This is a genomic window from Pusillimonas sp., assembly GCF_029263785.1.
Taxonomy (GTDB): domain Bacteria; phylum Pseudomonadota; class Gammaproteobacteria; order Burkholderiales; family Burkholderiaceae_B; genus Pusillimonas.
Map to the genome: position 1 here is coordinate 1 of NZ_JAJUFE010000006.1, position 26270 is coordinate 26270.

Sequence of the window (26270 nt, forward strand, 5' to 3'; positions counted from 1 at the left end):
CCTGAGTCCGGCAGAAACCGGCGTATCTTTTGAAGCACTCGCTTCCTTGCCGCCTTTTGTCATCGTTGGCGAAGAAGAGCCACTGGCCAAGAAGAATTCCGTCACGCTCAAAGAACTCGCAAAGCGTCCCCTGATATTGCTCGACTTGCCATTAAGCCGGGAGTACTTCCTTTCCCTATTCCAGGAGGCGGGTGTACGACCCACCGTGGCGGCACGCTCCAGCAGTCCTGATGTTTTACGGTCTCTGGTCGCCAACGGCGTAGGCTACTCGCTGGCCAATGTGCGTCCCCGTGCGCCACACTCCCTGGACGGCAAGCGGATCGTCAACGTCGCGCTGAAAGGTCGGCATCGACCCATGCGACTGGGCATGGCGTGGATCAAGGACCAGCATCCGCGGCGTGTCGTCGAAACCTTCATGGAGCGTTGCCGCGCCTGCATGGCAGACGGCTATATTCCGGGAATGGTCGGGGAGCCTGCTGCGACGAAGGTGGCTCGTGCGAGCTGAGTGAACTGCTCTGTTGAATGCCGCGCCCCAGTTACCAGCATTGACCTCGAAAGTTCGAAGGCTGTCACACCTTGAAGTGCAATTCAATTTCGCAACAGAGCCACCATGCTGGGCGCAAAAAAATCGCCGGAAAGTTAAATGACTTTCCGGCGATTTGCATTTGGCGGAGACGGAGGGATTCGAACCCTCGATGCGGGTATAAGCCGCATGCTCCCTTAGCAGGGGAGTACCTTCAACCTCTCGGCCACGTCTCCTAACTCAAGTCCGCTATTCTAGCACAAGACTCGAAGTGAAAGGCCGAGGTTACTAAGCGCTTTCGTTGACTGATGAAGCTTCCTGATCCAGCCCGAAAGCCTTGTGCAACGCGCGCACGGCAAGTTCCATGTACTTGTCATTGATGACCACGGAAGTCTTGATCTCGCTGGTGCTGATCATCTGGATATTGATGCCTTCTTCGCTGAGCGTGCGGAACATCAGGCTGGCAACACCTACGTGGCTTCGCATGCCGATACCAACGATCGACACCTTGCAGACCTCGTTGTCGGCAACAACTTCCTGGGCACCAACCGAAGGAGCAACCTGGTTCTTGAGAAGATCCAGCGTGCGATGGTAGTCGTTGCGATTGACAGTAAAGGAAAAGTCGGTCGTGCCACGCACCGACTGATTCTGAACAATCATGTCAACGTCAATGTTGGCTGCAGCCACCGGCCCCAGGATGGAATAAGCCACCCCCGGGGTGTCGGGAACAGCCAGCAATGTCATCTTGGCTTCGTCGCGGCTGAAAGCAATGCCCGAAACTACAGCGGATTCCATTTTTTGGTCTTCCTCGAAAGTAATTAGGGTGCCCGACGACATTTCTTCGTCAAGCGGAATGAGGGGGTCGGTCAGGGAGGACAATACCCGTACCGGCACATGATATTTTCCAGCGAATTCAACGGCGCGAATCTGCAGCACTTTCGATCCAAGTGATGCCATCTCGAGCATTTCTTCGAAGGATACGACGCGCATGCGGCGAGCTTCGGGAACGACACGTGGATCGGTGGTGTACACGCCGTCTACATCAGTGAAGATCAGACACTCGGAGGCCTTGAGTGCGGCCGCAACCGCTACGGCCGAAGTGTCGGACCCGCCACGCCCGAGAGTCGTGATGTGGCCGTCTTCATCAATACCCTGAAAACCGGTGACGATGACGACACGGCCTGCATCAAGGTCGGCCCGGATGCGAGCGTCGTCGATGGAACGGATGCGTGCCTTGGTGTAAGCCGAGTCGGTACGAACCGGAACCTGCCATCCTGCGTAGCTTCGGGCGCCAACACCCTGAGCCTGCAAGGCTATCGCCAAAAGGGCACTGCTGGCCTGCTCGCCAGTAGCCGCGAGCATGTCCAGTTCACGGCCGTCGGGAGTGGGACTGATTTCTTTTGCCAGGCCCAGAAGACGGTTTGTTTCGCCCGACATCGCCGACGGGACAACTACTACCTGATGACCAGCAGCGTGCCATTTGGCAACGCGACGAGCGACGTTTTGAATGCGCTCGATCGATCCCATCGAGGTGCCGCCGTATTTATGAACGATAAGGGACATAATCTTCTGTCCTGCCTTTTACCCTGGTAAATCAGTAAGAAGCGGCTTGAACCGCCGCGAAAGGAAAACCATTTATTTTAACAGCACGCGCCCCCGCGTGCAGCGTATGGTTACATCGCCATGCTTTACATTCATGGCACGATCATGACCCAGGGCGTGCAATTGGCGCATCTGCCGCATCAGGTCGTTCAGACGGGCCTCGGTAGGCATGCGCACGCCATGCATGCCCAACCAGTACCGAAGCACCAAAGCCTGCCGCGCATGTGAAAGCTTTCGCCATTGCGCCAGCGAAAAGCTCAAGCGATCTTCTGCCGGCTCAAGCGACGCGAAATCTTCTGCCGCGACCTCATCAAGTATTTCCACGGCCTCGCGGCTTTGTCGCGCATGCCGCGCCAGCACGGCCTGCCAACCGGGCCAGCGATCATTCAACTGGGGAGCCAGACGTTCCCGTACAGCCGAACGCGTATACCGGTCTTCTGAGTTGGTGGGGTCAACCACCGACTTCCATCCCGTGGCCTGATAAAACGCGCGAGCGGCATCATCAATATCTACCCTGCTTACTTCAAGCCACGGCCGCAAGAAGATCAGGCCGTCCCGTTCCATCCGTGGTGCCATGGCACCCATTCCATGGGGGCCCGCACCACGCAGCAATCGAAGAAGTACGGTTTCGGCCTGGTCGTCACGGTGGTGAGCCAGCAACAGGTGCTTGACACCAGCTTTTTGCGCCATTGCCGCCAGTGCCTGATAACGTGCTGCGCGTGCTGCGGATTCGATGCCATCCCCACGTGATGTATCCACCGCCACTCTCTGGCTATGGCAAGGCAATCGCAACTTCTGAGCGAGCTCATGCACCTGTTCCCGCCAGGTGTCGGCTACCTGCTGCAGCCCATGATGAACGTGAAACGCATGGAGCTCGACGTCCCGCTGTAACGCAATACGCGCGGCATGTACCAGCAACATGGCCGAGTCTGCGCCTCCGCTGACTGCTACTCCCACCGGAAGGCGAAACGGTGCGATCGTAGCTAAAACCTCGTCCACGGGTGCCAGCAATTGCACCGAACCAAAGCTGCCCAGGAAATCAGGTTCAGGCACGGGCCTCTTGGTAGCGGCCATAAGTCATAAGACGCTCCAGCCGCTGATCCACCAACTGTTGCGGGGTAAGGCCCGAGACCTGGCGCAAGGAATCGGACAAAGCCCGACCCAATTGCCGCGCCATTACGACGGGGTCGCGGTGCGCTCCTCCGACCGGTTCGTTGACGATGCGATCGATAAGCCCGAGTTCCTTTAGACGTGGTGCAGTGATGGCCAGGGCTTCGGCGGCTACTGAAGCCTTGTCGGCACTACGCCATAGAATCGAAGCACAGCCTTCCGGCGAGATGACAGCGTAAGTGGCGTATTGCAACATCATGACCACATCGCCCACAGCGATAGCCAATGCACCCCCGGAACCGCCTTCGCCAATAATGGTCGCGATGATGGGCACCTTGAGTTCGGCCATGGCATACAGGTTGTGGCCGATGGCCTCGGACTGCCCTCGCTCTTCGGCACCGATGCCGGGATAAGCACCCGGCGTGTCGACGAAGGTGAATACAGGCAGATTGAACTTCTCGGCCAGACGCATCAGACGCAGGGCCTTGCGATACCCCTCGGGGCGCGGCATACCGAAATTACGGCGGGCGCGCTCTTTGGTGTCGCGTCCCTTTTGGTGGCCGATGATCATGCAGGGCGTTCCCTGAAACCGGGCCAGCCCGCCGACAATGGACTGGTCATCAGCGTACATGCGATCACCATGCAGCTCGTGGAAATCGGTGAAAATTTCGCGCACATAATCGAGCGTGTAAGGACGCTGCGGATGGCGGGCAACCAGGGCGGTTTGCCACGGAGTGAGCTTGGCGTAAATATTCTTGGCGAGCGTCTGGCTTTTTTGCTGCAGGCGTGCTACCTCATCCGAAATATCGACGGCTGAATCTGCCTGCACAAAGCGTAGCTGCTCGATCTTGTTTTCGAGCTCGGCCAGAGGCTGTTCAAATTCTAGAAACGTATTACGCATAAGAGCTAGTTGTCCGGTTAAATAAGCAACACCAGTTTACGATCGCTGAGATTCCATTGGCGACAAATTGACTGCGGAGCGGTCAGCTTGCCGCAGTGTTCAGGCTACGCCACAGATACCAGGTCGCCACGCTGCGCCAGGGCGCCCAGGCCTGGGCAACTTCGCGTGCCTCGAAGCGAGAAACAGGTTCGCCGCTGAAATAGTGTAACGAAATTGCCTTCAGCAAGCCTGCATCGTCCAAAGGAAGAACATCTGGACGCTGCAGGCTGAAAATCAGGAACATCTCGGCCGTCCAGCGCCCGACACCACGAATCGCACACAGGTCCGCAATTATCGCTTCATCGTCCATACTGGCCCAATTGGCCGGCTGAACCTTCTTTTCGGCAAAATGCGTTGCCAGGTCAATAATGTATTCGCACTTGCGGCGCGAAAGTCCGACTTCGCGAAGCTCTTCCAGAGGTATGGCCGCGACCTTGGCGGGCGCGGGACGCCGTCCACAACGCGTAATAAAACGGGTCCAGGTGGCGTCAGCCGACTTGGTCGAAACCTGCTGACCCACAATCGCACGAGCCAGGGTCATGAAAGGGGTAGAAGACGTAATAAGCCATTCAGAGCGATGCTGCGGAATGATTTTCTTGAGGATGCGGTCGCGCCGCATGAGATGCGCCGATGCTTCATCCCAGAACCCCGGCTTATCAGAGGTCGTAATCGAGTCACCCATCGCCCTGCCCTAAATACGACGCCACTGGGTTAGGCCACCGGCCTTGTCTTCGAGCTCAATTCCCGCGTCACGCAGTTGGTCACGAATGCGGTCCGCCTTGGCAAAATCGCGTTGTGCCTTGGCCTCGGTACGCTGCTGGATCAGTGCCTCGATCTCTTCGGACGTCAACTGAACCTGCGACGCGTCGGCGCCCAGGTAGCGACTCGGCGACTGCAGATAACGGGCCGGGTCGGTCTGCAGCAAACCCAGTACCCCGCCAAGCGTGCGCAACAAGGTGGACGCCTCGCGCGAACGCTCGCGGTTTGCCTTCGACGCCAGCTCAAACAATACGGCTACCGCGCCAGATGTATTGAAATCATCGTCCATCGCACTGCGAAAGGCCTGCGCTTCCGGCTGGTTCCAGTCGGTCTCTACACCGCTTTGCGCCGGTACGTTATGCAAAGTTTGATACAGACGGTCGAGGGCGTGTTGAGCGTCGCGAAGATTATCGGGCGTGTAGTTCTGTACGCTCCGGTAGTGGTTGCGCACAATAAAGAACCGCAACATTTCGGCTTCGCGGGGATTGGCTTCGTAAGACGCGCTGTCTTCGGACAATGACCCGGGCACAGCCACGGTTTCGCGTATGGTGCGGAAGTTGCCCAGGGACTTGGACATTTTATCGGCATCGACCATCAAGGGGCCGCAATGCATCCATACGTTGGCCAAGGTCCCCCCGAATGCTCCTTCAGTCTGGGCAATTTCATTTTCATGATGGGGAAACTTGAGGTCCGGGCCCCCGCCATGAATGTCCAGCGGCAATCCCAGCAGCTCTTTGCTCATGGCGGAGCACTCAATGTGCCACCCGGGCCGGCCCAATCCATACGGAGACTCCCATTTGGATTCTTCCGGCTCTTCGGGCTTTGCGGATTTCCAGAGGACAAAGTCCAGCGGATCACGCTTGGCGGAAGCGACGGCAACCCGTTCTCCAGCCCTGAGGTCATCGAGCGATTTGCCGGACAGCTTCCCATAGCCCGGAAACTGTCGAACGGCATAGTTCACATCGCCATCATCGGACTGGTAGGCAAGTCCCTTGTCTTCAAGCTTGGAGATAATGTCGAGCATTTGGCCGACATGCTGGGTCGCCCGGGGCTCTGCGTCGGGGGGAGCCACACCAAGAGCGAGCTCATCTGCATGCATGGCGTCGATGTAGAAGTTCGTGACCTCGTGCATGCGCTGACCGGTCTGCACAGCCTTGCGGATGATCTTGTCATCGATGTCGGTAATGTTGCGCACGTACTCGACCTTATAGCCGGATGTACGCAGCCAGCGCTGGATCACGTCAAAGCTCACCAGCATCCGGGCATGGCCCAGGTGACAGAAATCATAGACGGTCATGCCGCAGACGTACATACGGACGCGCCCCGGCTCCACCGGTTCGAACGGCTGTTTGGCGCGAGAAAGAGTGTTATAAATGTGCAGCATGCGCAGAGAACAATAATCCTTAAATATCAATCCGTGCCTTTGGCGCATTCAAGTGGCGCTTCGCGAACGCGAAAAGTGCAAGATGGAACAAATTTTGTTCCTATCCCAAGCAAGGCTAAAATGGCGGTCGACAAGTATAGCAAGTGGGCGTCGTATAGCTGGGTAGCCATTCGCCCACCGCTCTAGCCAGATCAACCCCAACCCATAGGTAACGGCCCGTGCATCCAATTTCCCGTAGACTCATTGCGACGACGCTGCTGCTGGCCGGCATGACAACGGCCTTTGCAACACAGGCGCAACGAGCTGCGGATGGCCTGACTCCAACTATAAACCTGGAGTCGACGCTTCTGCCTACCGGATGGCCACAAGAGGCGTCTCAAACCACGGCAACGGGGCCGCAGGTCATATTGTCGCCGGCCCCGCGTCCGGGCGAAAAACTGTTCGACGACCCCCCTCCTCGCGACGGCGGCTGGAAAGGCCTGGCCAGGTTGCTGGAGGCCATCAGCCCCGGTGTCGATACATCCATCCCTCTGACGCCCTCCCAAGTTACTGACCGAATTTCGGCCATGATGGACAGCGGGCGATATGCCGAAGCGCTGGATGTAATTGACCGAAGAATGGCACAACGCGAGGCGGAGAACGCCGTCGGAACCGACGTACAACTTATGTTTCTGCGGGGCCGGGCCCTGGCCGGTCTCGAAAAGCACAATGAAGCGATCGAGCATTACCTTAACATGACCACCCTGTTCCCAGAACTGCCCGAACCCTGGAACAATCTGGCGGTCGAATATGTCAAGCAAGGAAAGCTCGACATGGCGCAAGACGCCTTGGAAATGGCCCTGACAGCCAATCCACAGTATGCAACGGCGCGCGCCAATCTGGGCTGGGTGCAGCTCATGCAAGCGAAGAAATCATTTGACGACGCCCGGAACGTCCCGGGCGCCAGCCGCGCCGCGCAACAGACCTCCGACATTCTTCGTCCTTAACCGCACTTACCCGGCAGACGCATATGTTCATTCAATCTGTAATTCAACGCGTCCTGATTCCATCGGCACGCATTTCCAGCCTTGTCGTCATCGCTGCCCTGGCCATTGGCCCGGTCGGCGCTTCGCAGGCCGCCTCCACCACTTCCACTGAAGGTCAAACCATGAGCAACACTCCCCGCGTAAAACTACAGACCAGCATGGGCGACATGGTCATCCAGCTCGATGCCGAGAAAGCCCCAAAAACCGTCGAAAACTTTTTGACTTACGTAAAAGAAGGCTTCTATGACGGCACCATCTTCCATCGGGTCATTGAAAATTTCATGATCCAGGGCGGCGGATTCGAACCTGGCATGAAGCAGAAATCCACTCATGAGGCTGTCGAAAACGAAGCCAATAACGGGCTCAAGAACGACCGCTACACCATTGCAATGGCTCGCACCAGTGATCCGCATTCGGCTACGGCACAATTCTTCATCAACGTGACTGACAACGATTTCCTGAACTTCACTGCTCCGACACCTAACGGCTGGGGCTACGCAGTATTTGGCAAGGTGGTCGAAGGCACCGACGTCGTCGAACAGATCAAGGCCGTTAAAACCGGCAGCAAGGGCTTCCACCAGGACGTCCCGACGGAAGACGTCGTCATCGAGAAAGCAATCGTCGTTGAATAGCATAACCTTACCGGGCCGAGTGTGGCTGGCGGCAGACATGCATCTGAGCCAGGCCACGCCTCGCACCCGTAAAGTGTTTCTGCAATTTCTGGATCAGGCATGCGCCCAGGCGGATGCCTTGTTTTTATGTGGTGACATTTTCGACGCCTGGATCGGCGACGACCTGGCAACGCACGATCCGCCGCCATGGCTGCAAGAGATCTTGCAGGCCCTGCAAAACGCCGCTTCTTGCATACCCGTTTGGCTGGGCCGGGGAAACCGCGATTTTCTGATTGGCAAAGATCTGACTGACGCTGTCGGGGCGACTCTGCTTTCGGCTCCTGTTTGTCTGGAAACCAGCCAGGGACGCGTGCTTGTCAGCCACGGCGACGAATACTGCACCGCCGACGTCGGCTACCAGCGTTTTAAACGAGTAGTGAGCAACCCTTGGGTGCAACGCGCCTATCTTGGTTTAAGCCTCAAGCAACGGCGCGCGATCGCAGACTGGGCCCGGCGACGCAGCAAGGCGTCTTACCACTCCAAATCAGCAGCAATCATGGATGTAACCCCCGACGCCATACACGAGGCGCTGCGCAAGTGTGGCGCCAGGGCTATCGTCCACGGCCACACCCATCGCCCCGCCGTGCACAGCTTGCAATTGAACGGGGCAGAACGTCTACGTGTTGTCTTGCCGGATTGGGATTTTGATCACGGAAGCGCGCGCGGAGGCTGGGCCATCATTGACAACAGTGGCATCAGGCTGCAAGACGCCACATGCTGAACCAGGCATCGCCTGATTCGAGTGGTGCCTCCAAACTTCTATGGCTGTTGCCAGACAAATCGAAGGCTAACGAAAGTACAGCCACGCCAGTACCACCAGACCCAGCGCGATCCGATACCAGGCGAACGGCCGATAGGTATGGCGAGACACAAAGTTCAATACGGCCCGCACCACGACCAGGGCACTGACAAAAGCCGCGACGAAGCCGATGATAATGCCCCACAACTCGTGATCCGCCAGCGCTCCGCCATGTTTGTAGAAGTCGTAGACTGTTGCGGCCAGCATGGTGGGCATAGCCAGGAAAAACGAAAACTCAGTGGCAGTCTTACGCTGAATTCCAGCCAGCATGCCGCCAATTATGGTGGCGCCTGATCGCGACGTGCCGGGCACCATGGCCACACACTGTGCAAAACCAACCACCAGCGCCTGCTTCCAGGAAATTTGTTCAAGCGTATGGGCGGTTGCACGTTCGGATGCAACTGTGTCAACTGCATTCTTGGCGTAATGTGGCTTGCGCTCTACCCAGAGCATGATCAACCCACCTGCAATCAGTGTGAAAACGAACACTGCAGGGTTATGAAATAGGGTTTTGATGAAGCCGATAGCCAATGCGCCGATTACCGCTGCGGGCAGAAATGCAATGATCAGGTTGCGTGCAAACATTAATTCGCTGCGATCTTGCGACAGGATACCGCGCAGAAGCTGCCAGATTCGCTCACGAAAAATCCACATTACGGCCAGTATCGAGCCGAACTGGATCACGACTTCGTAAACCTTGTTATCGCCTGACGAGAAGTTTATCCAGTCGCCCAGAATCAAGAGGTGTGCCGTACTGGACACGGGGATGAACTCGGTAAACCCCTCGACAACTCCCAAAAACAATGCCTTCAGATAAAACCACGTGCTTTCCGTCATAACCTCTCGCAAAAATACAGCCTGCCGCCTTCACCGCCAGGCCTGTCGCAACGCCCACAGCGCCAACACAACTACTTGGCCTTCCTGTTACTACTGACCGCCGGAATCGTCTTCGTCCTCCGCGCGGCCCTTGAGCTCGCGCGAGATGGCCACCGAGGCAATGCGACGCCCATCTACCCGCTCTACCGTGAAACGGAAAGTCGCGTGCAGCTGCTCGAGTTCGCAAGTATCGCCCGCCGAGGGCAAATGGCCAAAACGCTCGAGCAGGTAGCCTGCGAGGGTCGAGTAGACCTCGTCATCGTCCACCAGTCCATCCGTATTCAGCACCTGTTCAAGATGGTGAAGGTCGGCGGCGCCGTCAACCCTCCAGCGATTTTCGTCAACCTGGACGATATCCGGCACTTCGTCTTCGTCCGGAAACTCGCCGGCAATCGCTTCAAACACATCTATCGGAGTCACCACGCCGTCAATCGCGCCGAATTCGTCGGCCACCAGTACCAACTGACCTTTGGCGCGCTTGAGCGTCTCCATCACTTTAAGGATGCCAATTGATTCCGGAACGATGATCGGGTCGCGAAGTCGCGACAGCCGGATCGCACCGTGCGTGATCAGATCGGCAATCAGTTCCTTGGCCCGCCCGATTCCAATCACCTCATCAAGATCCCCCCGGCACACCGGGAAGAAACTGTGTGGCGAACCATTGATCTGACGTCGTAGAGTCTCGGCATCGTCATCAAGGTTAAGCCAGGAAATATCGTTACGCGGGGTCATTATCGAATGGATACTGCGATCTGCGAGTGTCAGAACGCCACTGACCATGTTCCGCTCGGTATCACCAAACACCTGCTGTTCCGGCGGCTCGTCGTGATAATCCGGCTGCTCGGGGCCGGCCAACGGTCGCTTGCCAAGCATCAGCATGATCCCTTCGGCGGTTCGCTCACGCAGGGGGCGCCGAGATTCGTGCTTTCGGATATTACGACGCGCAAGCTGGTTCAAGGCCTCGATCAACACCGAGAAACCAATGGCCGCATAGAGATAGCCCTTCGGTATGGCAAAGCCGAAGCCCTCGGCCACCAAGGAAAAACCGATCGTAAGCAAAAAACCCAGACACAGGACGACGACCGTCGGATGCGCATTGACGAAGGTGGTCAGAGGTTTGGAGGCGAACAGCATGATGCCGATGGCGATGACCACGGCGATCATCATTACGGACAAGTGATCCACCATGCCGACAGCGGTAATGACGGCGTCGAGCGAGAACACAGCGTCCAGAACCACGATCTGGGTAACGATGACGCCGAAACCTGCGTGCAAGCGTTCTCCGGTACCGTGATTTGACCGACCCTCGATACGTTCGTGCAGCTCTACCGTGCCCTTGAACAGCAGGAAGAAGCCGCCAACAATCAGAATGAGGTCCCGCCCTGAAAACTCGAACGGACCCAATGCAACGAACGGCTCCGTCAGCCTGATCAGCCAGGACATCACCGTCAGCAGGCCCAGTCGCATGAGCAACGCAAGCGACAGACCCAGTATGCGTGCGCGATCCCTTTGTTTTGGAGGGAGCTTGTCGACCAGTATGGCGATAAAGATGAGGTTGTCGATGCCCAGGACAATCTCGAGTATCACCAGCGCAAGCAGGCCGGCCCACGCCGAAGGGTCAAGCATCCACTCCATCAACAAGCTCCTTTACGTGAGTCGGGCGTCATTGCTTCTTGGGTGCCAGGCGCGCACGGCGCGTCAGGACAGGCATCAGCCTTGTAGATGGCCGAGCATCTGCGTGAAGATCTTGGGGCTTGCAGCAAGGACGCTACCTGACTGCATCCAGCCCTGCTCACCCTCAAAGTCAGCGATCAGGCCGCCGGCTTCAAGCACCAGCAAGCTTCCTGCCGCCATGTCCCAGCGCTTGAGATTTGCGCCGCAGAACCCGTCGATACGGCCACTTGCCACGTAGGCAAGATCGAGTACGGTTGCGCCCATGCGACGAGCGCTGGCGCAGCCTGTCAATAGCGTGGAAAAACGTTCTGCCACGGTCAGGTCGCTGGCGGATCGTGGTACATGCGCACCAATGAGTGCGTCGCGATAGCGCGTCTGACCGGATACACGGATACGTCGGTCGTTGAGGAACGCTCCGCCCCCCCGGCTGGCAGTGAACAGCTCATTGCGATTGGGGTCGAAAATTACTGCCTGTACCACCTGACCCCGATGCGCCAATGCGATCGACACTGCATAAACGGGGAACCCATGAATGAAGTTGGTCGTTCCGTCGAGCGGATCGATTATCCACTCGTACTCGGGGATGGCGCCGGCAGCATCTTGAGCGCCGGGATGAGCACCCGTTTCTTCTCCCAGGAACGCGTGATCAGGATAAGCTGTACGCAGAACGTCGATGATGGCGTCTTCGACGGCCCGATCAACTTCCGTGACATAATCCTTGGGCCCTTTGCGCGCCACCTGCAAACGTTCAAGATCTAGGCTGGCACGATTTATGATCGCGCCGGCGCGGCGTGCCGCCTTGACGGCGGTGTTTAGCATCGGGTGCATATGTATCCGTAGTACCTTTAAACCGCCTATTTTAAATGACACAGGCAGATTGTTCTAAATGAGCGCTTTTTCCATCCAGGACGCAGCACAGACCTTTGCACGCGTCGACTTCGTCATGGTACAGCCGAGCCACCCCGGAAACGTCGGTGCAGCCGCGCGAGCTATCAAGACCATGGGCTTCGAGAGGCTTCATCTGGTCGCTCCGCGCTTTACAGACGTCACACGGCACTCAGAGGCCATCGCTTTGGCCAGCGGTGCGGTCGATGTCCTGGAGAACGCGCAAATCCACGGCACGCTGTCTGATGCCCTGGGCACGTCGACGCTGGCGTTTGCCCTTACCGCCCGACCGCGAGACCTGGGCCCCAGTGTATGCGACATCCGTCAGGCAGCGGATGCCAGCCTGGAGCATTTGCAGTCTCACATTCATGCCCGGATAGCGATTGTGGTGGGTACCGAACGTTCTGGCCTGACAAACCAGGACATCGCCCTGTGCCAGCGAATTTGCCACATTCCGGCCAACCCGCACTACAGCTCATTGAATGTGGCGCAAGCCCTGCAACTGGCCGCCTGGGAAATGCGTTATGCGCTGGCAAGCAGTCAGGGCCTGACGCTACTGCCAAGTACGGATAAAAGCGCCGTCGCTGCCGGCTCCGAACCTGCTTCAAACGAAAAAATACAGGCACTTCTGACTCATTGGGAAGAAGCCATGATCGCGGTTGAGTTCTTGAATCCGGCCCATCCCAAAAAACTGATGCCTCGTACTCGCCACTTATTCATGCGTAGCGGCCTTACCAATGATGAAGTCGACATGTTGCGTGGCGTCTGCACCGCCATGATCCGCAACTCACGGCAGAAAGGAACAAAATAATTCGCGGTCAGGCGCCGGATGGTTCGAACCGGACGCCCCGCCCGAGCTAGGCTGGCATCTTGAAGCCGGCTTCCTGCAACCGGCTGGGTACTTCACGCCTGAGATCGTTGAGCAAGGCGCCGTAATCGGCCGCCAAGGCCCAGGCCTGCACGACGATCATCACCGTATTCAAGCGGCTTTCTCCCGCGAACACCGCCGGTTCTGGCGTGCTGAGGGCGAGCGGATGGTTGTTGACCAGCGTACGAACCGTTTCAAGCGCACGGGCGATGTCCTGCCCATACGAGATTCCAGTCTGGACTTCTACGCGTCGTCTGCCGTTTCTGCTGAAATTAATGATGGGGTTACCCCACACCAGGCTGTTTGGAAGTGTAATTTGGGTGCCATCCGCCTGCCGGAACCGGCTCAAGAAAAGCCCGACCTCTTCAACGGTTCCGTCGGCTTTGCCCACCACCGACACGGATTCGCCTGCCCTAAGCGGCCGCAATGCCAGCAGCATGATGCCGGCGGCAATGTTCTGCAAAGTTCCCTGTAGAGCCAGACCCACAGCCAGACCTGCCGCGCCCAGGACGGCAATGATACTGGCCGTTTGCACACCAAGCTTGGCAAGCACTGCAATTAAGACGAGAATCCGAATTCCCCAGACCGTCACGGCATAAGCCATTGGCACTATGGTGGGATCGACGCGGGTCGAGCTTGCTGCCAGCTTTCGCACTGCCCGGCCTGCGAACAGCGAGGCCATCCAGCCAATGACCAAAATGAGGCCGGCGACGGTCAGACGGATGACGATTGTCTCAATATAGGGGAGCCAGACGGCCCAGGCATTGAGGGTTTCTTCCATGTTTATGCCCAAGAACGTAAAGTGGGATAAAAAGCTCGTAAACTACGTCTCAATACAACAGCAAACAAACCGTAAACATAATTACAATAGCGTCAGGATGAGCCGGGCAAGGACTCGGTATTGAGGAGAGTCCGGTTAAATGGCCACGGGCAAAAACAGTTTCAAAAGCATCTACGTACGCATGTTCCTGGCAATATGCGTGGCGATCATACCTTCCATCGCCGGACTCTGCTTTTACATCTATCAACAGCGCGATTATCTCACCGATTACAGCATCCAAAACGCCGAACGATTCGTACAACTGGCCGCCCGCGACGAGAGCTGGCTTTTCAATCACACGCACAGCCTTTTTGCAGCCATTTCAAAGATGCCCCTCGTGGTTGGCCAGAACTGGCCGCTATGCCACGAATACATGCGCGAGCTGCTCAAGGAGCAAACAAACTTTCACAACATCGGTCTGATGTCGGTGTCCGGATCGGCGCTATGTTCTGGCTTGAGCACCGAAACGGTTAATGATCTGAACGTCTCCGATCGATCCTATTTTCGAAGGGCGCTTGAAGTGCCCGGCATCGTCATCAGTGAATACTATGTGGGTCGAATTTCGGGCAAACCGGCAATCATAGTGGCTCAGGCGTTGCGAGATTCCAACAGCGTACCGTGGGCAGTGTTGTACGCCTCACTCGATCTTTCATCGATGGTTCGCTCGCAGCAAAACCACCAGTTCTTCGACGGTTCGGTCATCACGGTCCTGGATCGCCACGGCGTCGTACTCAACAGCTGGCCGCAGCGCGATGACATGCCTATCGGACAACCCTTGAAAGACACTGAAGTATTGAAAATGCTGGCTCAGGAACCCAGGGGTACCGGCATTCTCGAACGTAGCGATGGCAGCAAGTGGCTGGTAAGCCATGCCCGCACCGGCACCACGCAAGATCCCGAGGCACTGACTGTCGTTTATCAGCACCCCACCGAAGCGGCCCTTGCGGGTATCTATCGAACACTCTGGATCAGCGGCGCGCTGGCGTTATTGCTGGCTTCATTGACTCTGATACTCAGCTGGATGGGGATCCAGGCCATCGTAGGACGAAACGTGCGTTACCTCACCGCAGCGGCAAAGCGGCTTGGCCAGGGCAAGTACGGCACTCGGGTGGCTCAGATGATGTCCGGGCAGGAATTCAAGGAAATTGCCACGCAACTGGACACCATGGCAGAGGCGTTGGGAAGGCAAGAGGTTCAGTGGAAAAAATCGCTGCAGCGCCAGAAAGGGCACAACAAGGTCTTGCAGATGATCGCGCAAAACCATCCCCTAGAGGCTACGCTTCGGGCATTGGCACAGATAAACGAAGGCCAGATAGATGGCGGCGTGGTCTCGATCCTTACACTGGCCCCCGACGGCAAGCAAATTCAACTTTGTATCGCGCCTTCCCTGCCCGACAGCTACGTGCAGCAGATGCTGCAGCTTCGCAACGATGGCCAGACCGGCACCTGGGCGTTGGCCATGGCAAAGTCGCGCCTGTCGGTCACACCCGATGTATCACACGACCCCTCATGGGAATCCCTGCACGATCTGGCAGAGACCTACGACCTGCGAGCCTGCTGGGCTCATCCCATCTTGCGTGCGGGTGGCAAGGTCATTGGCGCGTTCATCGTCCATTTTCGCCAACCCGGCTCGCCAGGCATCGAAAATCTTCGTGCCAGCAAGATGGCCGTCGAAATTGCCTCGATGGCCATTGAGCATAGCAACCACCATGAGGCGCTCCGTTTCCAGTCGCGCCACGACGTACTGACGGGGCTATTTAAACGCGAAGTATTTGTATCGCGCCTGAAGGCTGCCATCGAAGATGCCGCTACCACTTACCATCTAAGGTTATATGTCTTCAACCTGACGCTTCATGGCTTCAAAGAGATCAACAGCACTTTTGGGCATGGCGTCGGAGACAATCTGCTGCGCATCGTAGCCGATCGTCTGCGTACCCTGGTAGGTTCCCGTGGGGATGTCAGCCGATCCAGCGGTGACGAATTCGCACTTTTGTTCCGAAGCGACACGCTGGGCACGCCTGTGCGCGACATGGCCCAGGCAATTCTCAATGAAGTTCGGCATCCGCTCGATCTGGATGGCACTGAAATGCAGATCAGCGCCAGTATCGGAATTGCCGAATATCCTGTAGCCGGCACCGAGGCGGGCGTGCTGATGCGCCACGCGGACAGTGCCATGCACCGTGCCGAGCGCGAAGGAACCGGCTTCGCCTTCTTCGATGCGTCTCGTAACGAACGGTCGCCCAACCGCTTGCTCTTGCTTTCCGATCTGCGTCATGCGTTGGACGCAGGCGAGCTGCGACTTCATTTTCAGCCCCAAATCAGCCTGCGGCGCCGGCGCACTGTAGGATTCGAAGCATTAATACGCTGGCAGCATCCAGAGAAGGGCTTACTGGGCCCCGGACAGTTCATGCCCGTCGCCGAGTTCAGCGACCTTATACACCCCCTGACACTGTGGGTGCTGGATAATTCGCTGGCACAGTGCCGGCGCTGGCACAATCAGCAACACCACGCCACCATCAGCGTAAACATTTCCGCACGCAACCTGTTGAGCCAGGACTTCCCCGGTCAGATCCAGAAGATGCTTACCAAGCACAATATGCCGGCGCACTATCTTGAAGTCGAAATTACTGAAAGCGCCATCATGATGGACGCTGCACGTTCACTAAGCGTATTGCAACGCATCCGTGCCATTGGCGTGCGAATCGCCATTGATGACTTCGGCACGGGCCACTCGTCGCTGTCATACCTGCACAAGCTGCCGGTCGACAATATAAAGATCGACCAGTCTTTTATTCGCGAGATGGAAAACGACAAGGAAAGCCAGACCATTGTCGATTCCATTATCGGCCTGGCGCACAACCTCAAGGTCAGCGTTACTGCAGAAGGCGTCGAAGACCAGCGCAGCCTCATGAGACTCTTGCAACTTGGGTGCGATTACGCTCAGGGCTATCTCATTGCCAAGCCTATTCCTGCCGAAGAAACCGATGCCTGGCTGGAACAGAACCGCTGCTGATCACAGCGGGCAGTGATGCTGCCACCGCTACCCTGCAAGGCAACACACTCACTACACTGCCTGAACAGGAAAGCACTCAAAAAAGCCGCCCGGCCTTTACAGGCGTGGGCGGCTTGATACGACCTGGAAAGTTGAGCAGGGTTACGCTACCGCCACCAGCCGTTGCAGTTTTGCGTCGTCGTCCAGCAGTTCCTGGCTGTCGGAATCGTGAACAATCCGACCACGGTCCAGCACAATGGCCCGCTCGGTAAGTTCCAGCGCCATTCGTGCATGCTGTTCAACAATAATGACCGACATGCCGCTTTCCTTGACCAGCCTGCCCACCACGCTCAACAGCTCCTGCACGATGATGGGAGCAAGCCCTTCCATCGGTTCGTCAAGCAGTAGCAGACGTGGGTTGACCATAAGTGCGCGGGCAATCGCCAGCATCTGCTGCTCGCCGCCCGACAACTGGTTGCCCATGTTGTTTCGGCGCTCTTCGAGGCGAGGGAACAACTGGTAGATTTTGGGCACTGTCCATTCGCCGGGTCGGGCGACTACGGTCAGGTGCTCTTCAACCGACAACGACGGATACATGTGGCGCTCTTGAGGCACCCAGCCCAGACCCGAGTGGGCGCGCTTGTACGTGGTCATGGACGTGATGTCCTGGCCACGCCAATAGATCTTGCCCTTGTGCTGTTGAGTTATACCCATCGCCGTCAGCAAGAGAGTCGTCTTGCCCATGCCGTTACGGCCAAGCAATGCAACACTCTCGCCTTCTTTGATCGTAAACGAAACATTTTCGAGGACAACAGCCTCGCCATAGCCCGCGACGACGTTTTCGAACGCGAGCAGATCGCTACCTTTATTAGTCATGCGTTGCCTCGCCCAAGTAGACTTCCTTCACACGCTGGTCGGCCGCAATTTCGGCCGGGGTTCCTTCGGTAAGTACCTTGCCCCCTACCAGTACCGTGATGCGCTCGGCAAAACGAAACACCAGACCCATATCGTGTTCAATAAACACCACCGTGACATCGCGCGGCAAGTCAGAAATTACCTCGAACAGCTCGGCACTGTCTGTGGACGGAATGCCCGCCGCCGGTTCGTCAAGCAACAGGACCTTGGGCTTGGTGGCAAGGGCCAGGGCAATCTCGACAAGACGTTGCTTGCCATAAGGAAGATTGCGCGTGACAGTGTTGATGTCCTGATCAAGACGCAGCGTTCTGAGCAGCACCAGGGCTTCCTCGATCGCGTCCTTCTGTTCGGCGACCGTACGGAACCAGTTACGGTATAGCCCTTCGCGCTCGCTGATGGCGAGTACGACAGACTCAAGGACCGTCAGCCCCAGGAACAGGGTATTGATCTGGAATGTGCGGGTCATGCCCATCTTTACACGCTCGTGCTGCAAGCGTGATGTGATGTCCTGATCACCAAAGAACACCTTGCCCGAGGTGGGCGCCAGCGCACCCGTCAACAGGTTGATGAAGGTTGTCTTGCCCGCGCCATTGGGACCAATGATGGCATGACGGCTACCCGGCTCGAATGTCAGCGAAATATCGCTGTTGGCCTTGAAGGCACCCCACTGCTTGGAGAGGTTTTCAGTACGTAGCGTGGTATTCATGCTTGGCCTCCTGAATGAGCTGCACGGGCGCGGCGACGCTCACGCCAGGCGTCCACTGCACCCAGAATGCCGCCGCTACCCACCATGACGACGATGACCAGGAAGAGCCCGATCCAGAACTGCCAGTACACGGGGTTGATGTTTGCAATTTGATCCTGTGCGAACATGAAGACGAGGGCGCCGATCAACGCACCGTACAGGCGACCCGTACCCCCCAGCACCAGGATGATCAGCAAGTCGGCGGAACGCAGGAAGCCCAAGGAATCCAGACCCACAAACTGGGTGGTCTGCGCCAGCAAGGCACCGGCGATACCAGCGATACCGGCACCAAGCGTGTACACCGCAATCAGGCGGCGATTGATGTCGGCACCGATAGCGGGCATGCGCTTGCCGCCTTCACGGATACCGATCAGGCTCAGGCCGAACGTAGAACGCGCAATGCGCCGAACCAGAACAAAGACCAGGAAAAGCACGGCGAAGCTATAGAAGAAGCCCGTCTTGCCTTGCAGGTCGAATTCAAAAATGCCAAGAAGCTTCCACATCTGGATGCCCCACAGACCATCCACGCCACCAGTGATGAAGGCGGCCTTGTTGGCGATTTCATAAAGCATCAGGCAAATGCCGAGCGTGACCATGAGTCGGGTGAGATCATGTCCACGGACCACCAGGAAACTGGTAAGGAACCCGAACAAGGCCGCGACAATGGCACCCAGAAGCATGCCGCTGATAGGCTCGCCCCATCCATGCACCGAGAGCAGGCCGGCAGTATAGGCGCCAAGACCGAAGAAGGCGGCATGGCCGAGCGACACTATGCCCGCATAACCCAGGATGAGGTCAAGCGACAAGGCAAACAAGCCCAGGATCATCATCTGGCTGGCCAGCACCAGGTATCCCTTGAAAAGGAAGAAGGCGATGAAGGGCAGCAGCCAGAAAATGATTTCGTATTTGCTCCACTTCGCGTTTGGCACGCGAGGCGCAGGCAACTTGTCCGAAATGGACAAGGAAGAGAGAAGATTCGATTTCGTCATGAACGCCTCGAGATGAGTCCGGAGGGGAAGAGGATGAGCAGCACAACCATCAGCGCATAAATGACGAAGGCTCCGACCGAGGGCACGTAGTATTTGCCCGCCACGTCAAAGACTCCCAGCACGATAGCCGCCAACAACGGACCACTGATGGTTCCGGCGCCGCCAACTGCCACGACGATCAGGAAGTACACCATGTACTTGAAGGGGAAAGTGGGATCCAGGCCAAGCACATCGATGCCCAGGGCACCGCCCAAACCGCCCAGACCCGAGCCCAACGCAAACGTCACGCTAAATACACGGCTGACGTTGATGCCCAGACCAGCCGAGGCCTCCTGATTGTCGACCGAGGCGCGAATCTGTGCACCAAGGCGCGTACGCTCGATCAGGAAGAAGAGAGCACCCGTGACAAGCACAACGACGGCGATCAGGAATAGTCTGTAAATACCCAGACCGACCCCGAAGACAGAGACCTGTCCGCGCAGCCACTCGGGCAAGTGAACCGGCTGCTGCGACGGACCCCACACATAGATGCCGGCGGCCACGACCATGAAGGTCAAACCAATCGAGAACAGCACCTGGTCGAGCGGGTCGGCGCGATACAGTCGCCGATACAAGGTTCGCTCAAGGACAAATCCGACTATGGCCGCGGCAATGAATGCTGCGGGCAAGGTCAGTAAGAACGGCACGTTCAATTGACGCATGAGCTCGACCGCCACAAAGCCGCCGACCATGGCAAACGCGCCGTGTGCCAAGTTGATGAAGTTCATTAGGCCCATCGTGACAGACAGGCCGACGCTGATCAGAAAGAGCAAGGCGCCGTAGGCAACCCCGTCGAATAGTACGCCAAACAAGTTTCCTAGCATGGCGGCCACCCTGTGCTCCAGCGGCAAACTAGCGCGCTTTCTGCAAACGTATGCGGCATAGTGAATTCACTCCCAATATGCGAGATTTACGAAAATTATCAAACTTGGAATTGCTGTAACAAATAACGAACAGACTCCGGGCCATGCGGCTTTGGGGCCGATCTCCCGGAGCGAAATTACCTGCTAATTAAGGTGCTTCGTTGATGTTGCCAGACCTTGAACCTGCGGCAATGCGTCAGGATATTGAACTGTGAGATTGTATCGAGTTCGCCATTCCATTTATGTCTGGGCCGAGGGCCTGCCTGGAAATGCGAGTATGCGCCAAAAACGAAAGCCGCATGAGTTCGCAATGCATGTATACGCGAACAAATATCCAGGACAGGCCGTTTCGAGGCCGCCGATAGTGTATCTCAATTGAAGTGCGATTGCGCCTCTTTTTACAATATAGAATTGATCGCTTGATCAGATATCCAGGACCAGCATGGGGCTCTTGGAACGTGAGCAACAAGGCGTGAACTGATCATTGGCGGCGTGCTCGGCATCGGTAAGATACAAGTCGCGATGATCGGGCGTACCCTCAAGAACGCGGGTCAGACAAGTACCACATACCCCCTCTTCGCACGAAACCGGAATGAATACGCCAGCGTCGTCGAGAACCTGGGTAATAGGCTTGTCGGCCGGAATGGTAAACACCTGGCCTGTACTGGCGATCTTGACTTCGAATGAGGTGTCGCCACTGGTATCGACTTCGGCCGCCCCGAAATATTCAAGGTGAATACACTCGGATTTCCAACCAGCCTCTTTGGCCGTATTGACGACATAGTCGATGTATCCCGTGGGCCCGCAAACGTAAAGGTGAGTATCCGGCTGCGGATTTTCGAGAAGGGGCTTGAGGTTGAGCTTCTGGCTGTCGTCGCCGTTGTCAAAGTGAAAATGCACCCTGTCGGCGAAGGCCGACTTGCTGATGTCTTCGCGGAATGCCATGCGCTCGGGCGAACGGGCGTTGTAATGCATTTCGAAGTCAGCGCCGATGTGGCTTAGGCGACGGGCCATGCAGAGAATGGGCGTGACACCGATACCGCCCGCGAAAAGAAGCGTGCGCTTGGCCTGTACCAGTTCGAAGTGGTTCTTGGGCGAGCTGATCTGAATGATGTCGCCCTGCTTGATGTCGTCGTGCACCGCGATCGAGCCGCCACGGGACTCGGGGTCGCGCAATACACCGATAACGTAGCGGTGCTGTTCGCCGGAATCGTTAAGCAGCGAATACTGGCGGATCAGGCCATCGCGAATATAGACATCGATGTGCGCGCCGGCACTAAAGGAAGGTAGGGGTTTGCCATCAATACTAGCCAGCTCCAGACTGACTATCTCCTCGGCTTCCTGCACCTTGTTGACGACTTTAACGGTGAGTTGACTCATTGAAATATTCTACTTTAGCGGTTTTACCCGCATTACTGCGGGCCAGGGTACCGGCCCGCTTACTTTAATGATGCAAGATCAGGCGGGTTCGGCGGTGGCTTGCTGCTGCTCGTCCTTGACAATTCGATCGAGGATGCGACGAGCTTGGACGCCCCCCGTATCGATATTAAGCATGAGCAACTTACGGTCAGGATTCGCCTGGAGATTTCGCTGCTGAGCCTCCAGGACGGCAAGATCCTCAGCGAATATTTTACCCTGTCCGTCGCGGATTACTTTTGTCAGCTCGGGATCGTCGGCCTTGAAGTTGCGCGCCATACCCCAGAAGTACCAATGAGACGTCTCGGTTTCGGGAGTGATGAAGTCGACAACAATGGCCGCTGCCTTGTGCGCCGGGTCGGCCTCGAAGCCGCCCTTGCCTGCCAACGCCACGCCCACGTCAATCAGAATGTGACTTGGCGGCGTAAACCGGGAGATCTGCCAGCGATCTACCGGGACGTTATCCGGAAGGTCGTTGTACCGAAGTGCCGCAGCCCAAAATGGGGGAGCGAAGATGTTTTCCATGTAGCGGCTGGTAATGACCGTATCACCTTCGACCTTGGTATTGACAGGCGTTTCGTCGATTTCGTCCTGACCGATACTTGTCGTATGAACATAGGCCTCGTGGGTAAGATCCATGAGGTTGTCGATCATCAGGCGATAATCGCAGTTGATGTGATACAGGCCGCCACCGTATGCCCACTCGGGGTCTTCTGCCCACGCCAGATGCGGAATGAGGGCTTCATCGGCCTTTTCGGCATCGCCTGGCCAGACCCAGACAAAGCCATAGCGCTCTACGACAGGGTAGCTCTTGACACAAGGGAAGCCTCCTACGCGCTGCATGGGCATTGAAACGACCTTGCCGTCGCAGCCCATGACCAGACCGTGATAGCCACATACAAGGTTGCCGTTCTCTACATAACCCAAAGACATGGCCGCGCCGCGGTGTGGACAGAAATCCTCGACTGCACACACCTTGCCTTCGTGACCACGATAAAACGCGATGCGCTCATTGCAAATGGTGCGCCCCAAGGGCTTGGATTCGATTTCGTCGGGGGTACACGCTACGTACCAGGTATTTTTCGGGAACATGATCGCCTCGCTTTGAACTTACGTTCAGTGTACTGAATATATGGATCAATTTTACTGCTGAGACGCACTCATTCAAGCAGGGTTAACCCTTATTTCCCGTTTCTTCTGTGGAAGATATTTCAGTCGGAGCGGGGCGCCGTTGCGACAGCGGTGCCCGGCTTTTTGAATTGTTGATATGCACGAGCTTGGTCAGCAACGCCATGAATTGGGCTTCTTCTTCGGCGCTAAAACCTTCAAAAATACGTTGATGCAGGCGCTGGATACCCGGAATGGTACTTTGCAGGAGCGCGCGTCCGGCGTCGGTCAGATACAGCGCTCTTTGCCGCCGATTATTCGGGTCAAGATACCGCACCAGCAATTTTTTTTCTTCGAGCCTTATTGCCACGCTGGCAGCGGTCGAGGTGTCGATAGCCACAAGCCCCGCCAACGACACCTGATCGATGCCCGGATGTTCGACAAGTATGCGCAGGACGGCATACTGGATTGGGGTTATCTTTGAACCGAGTTCATCATAAAAGATAGAAGCGGAAATCTGCTGGGCGCGCCGCATCAGGTGACCGGGCTGGGTATACAGATCGGTCAGGGCCGGGTTTGCAGCCTCTTTGGTCATTGAAAGCCTCTTTCTTGCCAGAATCTTGTACGTTAATGAGTACGTTTATTCTAGCAACGATAAAGCGCGGCAATGACCAGGCTTTACATACCCAAATAAGAATGACGCACCCCCTGTCCGTTCAGAAGCTCGCTGCCAGACCCTTCGGCCGCCATTTGCTGCTCTCCCCCACTCGTGCTGCCGGCCGCTTGCCCGCATCGTTCGGCCAGCCGACGGAAAAGATCGAACACCTCGTCCATTGTCTGCCGTCGCTGAAACGCGCTCTTCGTCGTGGCCTATGCCACGCATGGCAAGTCGTAAAGAAGAATCGGCAACCCGAGGCAGCAATTGCGAGTTGGGGTCAGCCCAGGCGCGCACGGCGAAACATCAGGGGCGACTCCCCGACATGCTCCATGAAAAAGCGGCTGAAATTCGAGGGATCCTTGAAGCCCAGGTGATAAGAGATATCGCTGACCGACATCGCCGAATATAGCAGCAGGCGCTGGCCTTCCAGGACGAGTCGACGATGCGCAATCTTGAGCGGCGGCTCTCCGGCGACTTCCCGACACGCGCGGTGCAGCGTACGTTCGTTCACGGCCAGCATGGTGGCATAGCTTGCAACCGACAACTGTTCGCGAAAATGCTTCTCGAGCAGGCCCCGGAACTGTTCGTACAGCAGGCGCCTGCGCTGGGTATCAAGTGCAAGGGCTGCGGATTCTTGCGGCTGGTGCGTAAGGTGACCAAGTATGCGAAGTATGTTGGCAGACAACATGACACCCAACGATTGAGGTGCAGTCACCAGACGCTCGGCGATAGTCCCCATCGCGGAGGCAATGTCATCGAAAGCGAAGGAGTCGGCAGTAAAAGACATGACTCCAGGTCGGGACATGGCTGCCTCCAGAGCGGGCTCATTGGCAAACTGGATAAGCTCGCGCAGGTAGGCGTCTGAAATAGTCAGAAGCCTGCCAGAAGATCGTGGTGCATAGCGAAAACTATGCACCACCAAAGACGGGATCAGCACCAGGGACGGTGCAGTGAAAGCCTCCTGCCCAAGGTCGAAAGCGACCTCACCGGCGCCGCTTTCTATCAGTGCCATCTGAAAAAGATCGCGGTGCCGGTGTGGGAAGAGCTCCCAGTTGTATTTGCGAATACGCGTCGAAATCTTTTCGACATGAACAAAGCGAAAGTCGCCGCCCGGGATACGCCCTTCGTAATGTATGAACGGCGGCCCTTCCATGACGCTATGCGTCCCGGCGTGCCTGAACGCCAGGCGGACACGAACCGTAGACCGCCACAGCTGGTTCGCTCATGGTTCGGCTAGCGTTGCCGTCCCGATAACCTGCTGTACTGCCGCTGCCGCCTCAAGGGCTTGCGCTTCATGAAAGCGTCGCGCAACCAGTTGCATTCCATTGGGCAAGGCCACACCTGGCAGACCCAGCAGATTGACCCAGGGAATATTTCGCATCTGGTCAAAGAGACGCTGGGTCTGCTCGCGATCGAGCATGTGGTCGAAGTCGAGTGGTGGGGTCTCCATTCCGGCAACCGGGCAAAGAACCAGGGGATGTTCCTCCATCCACCCGGCCACCTCGCGCTGAACCTTCCGTCTTTCGATGAAGGCTTTGATGTAATTGCGCACTTCGGATCCCAGGTTATAGATACCGAACATGGCTTCGATATGTTGGCGATTGCTTTCGCCCAATAGATGGCCGAACTCGGGCATGCCCGTTTGCATGAGCTCGGTTCCAATGATTTCGGCCCAGAGTTCGGGTGCCCGCTTCGCGTTGGGAATCGCGGCATCGACGACTTCGTAACCGGCGTCACTGAGAATACGGGCGGTTTCATCGAGCTTTGCGGCGACAGCTGATGAAACCAGAGCCCCAGTCTGGTCGAGCATGCGGGCGACTCGCGGCCGCTTTCCGTTCGAACCGGAGCGGGACACCGGAACTGGCACCGTTGCGGGATCGGACCAATGCTGACCCGCCAACACCGTATAGGCCATCCACAGGTCTTCTACACATCGTGCCATCGGCCCGATGCAGGACATGAGGTCGACAGTTGGAGGCCCATCAAGGGGAGGCAGCGTCTTGGAGGCAGGAGTACGGCCAGCCGAAGGACGCAGCCCGTAAATTTCGCAAAAGGTCGAGGGCACCCGGATAGAACCGCCATAGTCCAGGCCCAGTCCAAGCGGCGCCATGCCAGACGCTACGGCGGCGGCATCGGCCCCCGAAGACCCGCCGGGACTCAAGCTTGGGTTGCGCGGATTGAGCGTGGCGCCGTACAGGTGACTGACGGTGTTCCAGCGAATTTGCAGATCGGGCTGATTGGCCTTGCCCAGAATGATGGCGCCGGCCTGCCGCAGCCGGCTTATCGCCACCTCGTCGGACTCGGAGCGACGATCTGCCCAAGCCGGTAGCCCCTCGGTATGCTTCGTGCCCTGCACGTCGTAGTGATCTTTGATACTGATGGGAATACCATCCAGCGGCAGGTCGGTTCTATCAGAGTGATGCGCGTCCGCCTCGCGGGCCTCTGCCAGCGCCTGCTCTTCGCGAAGCTCGACGAAGGCATTCAACTTGGAGTTCACCTTCTCGATGCGAGCAAAGTGCGCACGCACCAATTCTTCGCGACTGACTTCACGCCGTGCAACGAGTTCGCGCATACGTGTGGCGGTCAAGCGCCAAAGATCGTCTTTCATTG

Annotated in this window: 24 protein-coding genes and 1 tRNA gene; 6 read left to right on the forward strand and 19 right to left on the reverse strand. The window is 57.1% G+C overall.

All coding sequences use genetic code 11. The annotated features are described in order from the left end of the window. The coding region (locus tag Q1J88_RS03005; RefSeq protein WP_301115945.1) for a LysR substrate-binding domain-containing protein at nt 1–505 on the forward strand (505 nt) is incomplete at its 5' end. A gap of 161 nt (nt 506–666) precedes the next feature. Here Q1J88_RS03005 and Q1J88_RS03010 read toward each other — a convergent pair. From Q1J88_RS03010 to cysS, 6 genes are all read right to left on the reverse strand, one after another. After that, a tRNA-Ser gene (locus tag Q1J88_RS03010) sits at nt 667–759 on the reverse strand. A 52-nt stretch (nt 760–811) separates the two neighbouring features. Further along, a complete protein-coding gene (locus Q1J88_RS03015) occupies nt 812–2086 on the reverse strand; it encodes an aspartate kinase (RefSeq protein ID WP_301115946.1) in 1275 nt (424 codons plus the stop codon). A gap of 72 nt (nt 2087–2158) precedes the next feature. After that, nucleotides 2159–3178 (reverse strand): tRNA lysidine(34) synthetase TilS, encoded by a 1020-nt coding sequence (gene tilS, locus Q1J88_RS03020; protein WP_301115947.1) that lies wholly within the window; start codon nt 3176–3178, stop codon nt 2159–2161. After that, entirely contained in the window at nt 3171–4136 is a 966-nt protein-coding gene (locus tag Q1J88_RS03025; RefSeq protein ID WP_301115958.1) for an acetyl-CoA carboxylase carboxyltransferase subunit alpha, read from the reverse strand. The genes tilS and Q1J88_RS03025 overlap by 8 nt, the downstream gene beginning before the upstream one ends. A gap of 82 nt (nt 4137–4218) precedes the next feature. Next, complete coding sequence (locus Q1J88_RS03030) at nt 4219–4857, reverse strand: DNA-3-methyladenine glycosylase 2 family protein (protein WP_301115960.1); 639 nt, start codon at nt 4855–4857, stop codon at nt 4219–4221. Between the two features lie 9 nt (nt 4858–4866). After that, nucleotides 4867–6318: a cysteine--tRNA ligase gene (gene cysS, locus Q1J88_RS03035; RefSeq protein WP_301115962.1), complete on the reverse strand. Its 1452-nt coding sequence runs from the start codon at nt 6316–6318 to the stop codon at nt 4867–4869. A 218-nt stretch (nt 6319–6536) separates the two neighbouring features. Between cysS and Q1J88_RS03040 the strand changes: the two genes are divergently transcribed. From Q1J88_RS03040 to Q1J88_RS03050, 3 genes are all read left to right on the forward strand, one after another. Next, a complete protein-coding gene (locus Q1J88_RS03040) occupies nt 6537–7304 on the forward strand; it encodes a tetratricopeptide repeat protein (protein ID WP_301115964.1) in 768 nt (255 codons plus the stop codon). Nucleotides 7305–7465: 161 nt separating this feature from the next. Then, nucleotides 7466–7975, forward strand: a complete 510-nt coding sequence (locus Q1J88_RS03045; RefSeq protein WP_324215970.1) for a peptidylprolyl isomerase — start codon at nt 7466–7468, stop codon at nt 7973–7975. Next, complete coding sequence (locus Q1J88_RS03050; protein WP_301115966.1) at nt 7968–8735, forward strand: UDP-2,3-diacylglucosamine diphosphatase; 768 nt, start codon at nt 7968–7970, stop codon at nt 8733–8735. Before Q1J88_RS03045 ends, Q1J88_RS03050 begins: the two co-directional genes overlap by 8 nt. 66 nt (nt 8736–8801) lie before the next feature. Here the strand turns inward: Q1J88_RS03050 and Q1J88_RS03055 are convergent, their stop codons facing one another. The 3 genes from Q1J88_RS03055 to Q1J88_RS03065 all read right to left on the reverse strand — a co-directional run bounded on the left by Q1J88_RS03055 (nt 8802) and on the right by Q1J88_RS03065 (nt 12191). Then, nucleotides 8802–9650 carry an undecaprenyl-diphosphate phosphatase gene (locus Q1J88_RS03055; RefSeq protein WP_301115967.1) on the reverse strand — a complete coding sequence of 283 codons (849 nt, stop codon included), beginning with the start codon at nt 9648–9650 and terminating at the stop codon, nt 8802–8804. 90 nt (nt 9651–9740) lie between these two features. Then, entirely contained in the window at nt 9741–11324 is a 1584-nt protein-coding gene (locus tag Q1J88_RS03060; protein ID WP_301115969.1) for a TerC family protein, read from the reverse strand. A gap of 75 nt (nt 11325–11399) precedes the next feature. Then, nucleotides 11400–12191, reverse strand: a complete 792-nt coding sequence (locus Q1J88_RS03065; protein WP_301115971.1) for an inositol monophosphatase family protein — start codon at nt 12189–12191, stop codon at nt 11400–11402. 58 nt (nt 12192–12249) lie between these two features. On the opposite strand from Q1J88_RS03065, the gene Q1J88_RS03070 reads away from it, so the two are divergent. Beyond that, nucleotides 12250–13059, forward strand: a complete 810-nt coding sequence (locus Q1J88_RS03070) for an RNA methyltransferase (RefSeq protein ID WP_301115973.1) — start codon at nt 12250–12252, stop codon at nt 13057–13059. A 46-nt stretch (nt 13060–13105) separates the two neighbouring features. Here Q1J88_RS03070 and Q1J88_RS03075 read toward each other — a convergent pair whose 3' ends face one another. Further along, entirely contained in the window at nt 13106–13897 is a 792-nt protein-coding gene (locus Q1J88_RS03075; protein WP_301115974.1) for a mechanosensitive ion channel family protein, read from the reverse strand. Between the two features lie 139 nt (nt 13898–14036). Between Q1J88_RS03075 and Q1J88_RS03080 the strand changes: the two genes are divergently transcribed. Then, nucleotides 14037–16949 (forward strand): EAL domain-containing protein, encoded by a 2913-nt coding sequence (locus Q1J88_RS03080; protein WP_301115975.1) that lies wholly within the window; start codon nt 14037–14039, stop codon nt 16947–16949. A 141-nt stretch (nt 16950–17090) separates the two neighbouring features. On the opposite strand, the gene Q1J88_RS03085 is transcribed toward Q1J88_RS03080, so the two are convergent. From Q1J88_RS03085 to Q1J88_RS03130, 9 genes are all read right to left on the reverse strand, one after another. Continuing rightward, complete coding sequence (locus Q1J88_RS03085; protein WP_301115976.1) at nt 17091–17804, reverse strand: ABC transporter ATP-binding protein; 714 nt, start codon at nt 17802–17804, stop codon at nt 17091–17093. After that, entirely contained in the window at nt 17797–18549 is a 753-nt protein-coding gene (locus tag Q1J88_RS03090; RefSeq protein ID WP_301115977.1) for an ABC transporter ATP-binding protein, read from the reverse strand. Before Q1J88_RS03090 ends, Q1J88_RS03085 begins: the two co-directional genes overlap by 8 nt. Further along, nucleotides 18546–19577 (reverse strand): branched-chain amino acid ABC transporter permease, encoded by a 1032-nt coding sequence (locus Q1J88_RS03095; protein WP_301115978.1) that lies wholly within the window; start codon nt 19575–19577, stop codon nt 18546–18548. The genes Q1J88_RS03090 and Q1J88_RS03095 overlap by 4 nt, the downstream gene beginning before the upstream one ends. Next, nucleotides 19574–20440, reverse strand: coding sequence for a branched-chain amino acid ABC transporter permease (locus Q1J88_RS03100; RefSeq protein WP_301115980.1), 867 nt, complete (start codon nt 20438–20440; stop codon nt 19574–19576). The genes Q1J88_RS03095 and Q1J88_RS03100 overlap by 4 nt, the downstream gene beginning before the upstream one ends. A 462-nt stretch (nt 20441–20902) precedes the next feature. Further along, nucleotides 20903–21859 (reverse strand): PDR/VanB family oxidoreductase, encoded by a 957-nt coding sequence (locus Q1J88_RS03105; RefSeq protein WP_301115982.1) that lies wholly within the window; start codon nt 21857–21859, stop codon nt 20903–20905. A gap of 78 nt (nt 21860–21937) precedes the next feature. Further along, complete coding sequence (locus Q1J88_RS03110) at nt 21938–22987, reverse strand: aromatic ring-hydroxylating dioxygenase subunit alpha (protein ID WP_301115984.1); 1050 nt, start codon at nt 22985–22987, stop codon at nt 21938–21940. Nucleotides 22988–23069: 82 nt separating this feature from the next. Then, nucleotides 23070–23597 (reverse strand): MarR family transcriptional regulator, encoded by a 528-nt coding sequence (locus Q1J88_RS03115; RefSeq protein WP_301115986.1) that lies wholly within the window; start codon nt 23595–23597, stop codon nt 23070–23072. A 340-nt stretch (nt 23598–23937) separates the two neighbouring features. Beyond that, nucleotides 23938–24813 (reverse strand): helix-turn-helix domain-containing protein, encoded by an 876-nt coding sequence (locus Q1J88_RS03125; RefSeq protein ID WP_301115988.1) that lies wholly within the window; start codon nt 24811–24813, stop codon nt 23938–23940. A 69-nt stretch (nt 24814–24882) separates the two neighbouring features. Beyond that, nucleotides 24883–26268, reverse strand: coding sequence for an amidase family protein (locus Q1J88_RS03130; protein ID WP_301115990.1), 1386 nt, complete (start codon nt 26266–26268; stop codon nt 24883–24885). Nucleotides 26269–26270 lie beyond the last annotated feature (2 nt).

What these genes read in the sequence shown, in the direction of transcription:
- Q1J88_RS03060 (WP_301115969.1), bottom strand. Translation starts at nt 11,324, where the DNA reads ATGGAGTGGATGCTTGACCCTTCGGCGTGGGCCGGCCTGCTTGCGCTG.
- cysS (WP_301115962.1), bottom strand. Translation starts at nt 6,318, where the DNA reads ATGCTGCACATTTATAACACTCTTTCTCGCGCCAAACAGCCGTTCGAA.
- Q1J88_RS03045 (WP_324215970.1), top strand. Translation starts at nt 7,466, where the DNA reads ATGAGCAACACTCCCCGCGTAAAACTACAGACCAGCATGGGCGACATG.
- Q1J88_RS03065 (WP_301115971.1), bottom strand. Translation starts at nt 12,191, where the DNA reads ATGCACCCGATGCTAAACACCGCCGTCAAGGCGGCACGCCGCGCCGGC.
- Q1J88_RS03075 (WP_301115974.1), bottom strand. Translation starts at nt 13,897, where the DNA reads ATGGAAGAAACCCTCAATGCCTGGGCCGTCTGGCTCCCCTATATTGAG.
- Q1J88_RS03025 (WP_301115958.1), bottom strand. Translation starts at nt 4,136, where the DNA reads ATGCGTAATACGTTTCTAGAATTTGAACAGCCTCTGGCCGAGCTCGAA.
- Q1J88_RS03080 (WP_301115975.1), top strand. Translation starts at nt 14,037, where the DNA reads ATGGCCACGGGCAAAAACAGTTTCAAAAGCATCTACGTACGCATGTTC.
- Q1J88_RS03115 (WP_301115986.1), bottom strand. Translation starts at nt 23,597, where the DNA reads ATGACCAAAGAGGCTGCAAACCCGGCCCTGACCGATCTGTATACCCAG.
- Q1J88_RS03105 (WP_301115982.1), bottom strand. Translation starts at nt 21,859, where the DNA reads ATGAGTCAACTCACCGTTAAAGTCGTCAACAAGGTGCAGGAAGCCGAG.
- Q1J88_RS03030 (WP_301115960.1), bottom strand. Translation starts at nt 4,857, where the DNA reads ATGGGTGACTCGATTACGACCTCTGATAAGCCGGGGTTCTGGGATGAA.
- Q1J88_RS03130 (WP_301115990.1), bottom strand. Translation starts at nt 26,268, where the DNA reads ATGAAAGACGATCTTTGGCGCTTGACCGCCACACGTATGCGCGAACTC.
- Q1J88_RS03110 (WP_301115984.1), bottom strand. Translation starts at nt 22,987, where the DNA reads ATGTTCCCGAAAAATACCTGGTACGTAGCGTGTACCCCCGACGAAATC.
- Q1J88_RS03100 (WP_301115980.1), bottom strand. Translation starts at nt 20,440, where the DNA reads ATGCTAGGAAACTTGTTTGGCGTACTATTCGACGGGGTTGCCTACGGC.
- Q1J88_RS03125 (WP_301115988.1), bottom strand. Translation starts at nt 24,813, where the DNA reads ATGGAAGGGCCGCCGTTCATACATTACGAAGGGCGTATCCCGGGCGGC.
- Q1J88_RS03085 (WP_301115976.1), bottom strand. Translation starts at nt 17,804, where the DNA reads ATGACTAATAAAGGTAGCGATCTGCTCGCGTTCGAAAACGTCGTCGCG.
- Q1J88_RS03090 (WP_301115977.1), bottom strand. Translation starts at nt 18,549, where the DNA reads ATGAATACCACGCTACGTACTGAAAACCTCTCCAAGCAGTGGGGTGCC.
- Q1J88_RS03015 (WP_301115946.1), bottom strand. Translation starts at nt 2,086, where the DNA reads ATGTCCCTTATCGTTCATAAATACGGCGGCACCTCGATGGGATCGATC.
- Q1J88_RS03070 (WP_301115973.1), top strand. Translation starts at nt 12,250, where the DNA reads ATGAGCGCTTTTTCCATCCAGGACGCAGCACAGACCTTTGCACGCGTC.
- Q1J88_RS03055 (WP_301115967.1), bottom strand. Translation starts at nt 9,650, where the DNA reads ATGACGGAAAGCACGTGGTTTTATCTGAAGGCATTGTTTTTGGGAGTT.
- Q1J88_RS03095 (WP_301115978.1), bottom strand. Translation starts at nt 19,577, where the DNA reads ATGACGAAATCGAATCTTCTCTCTTCCTTGTCCATTTCGGACAAGTTG.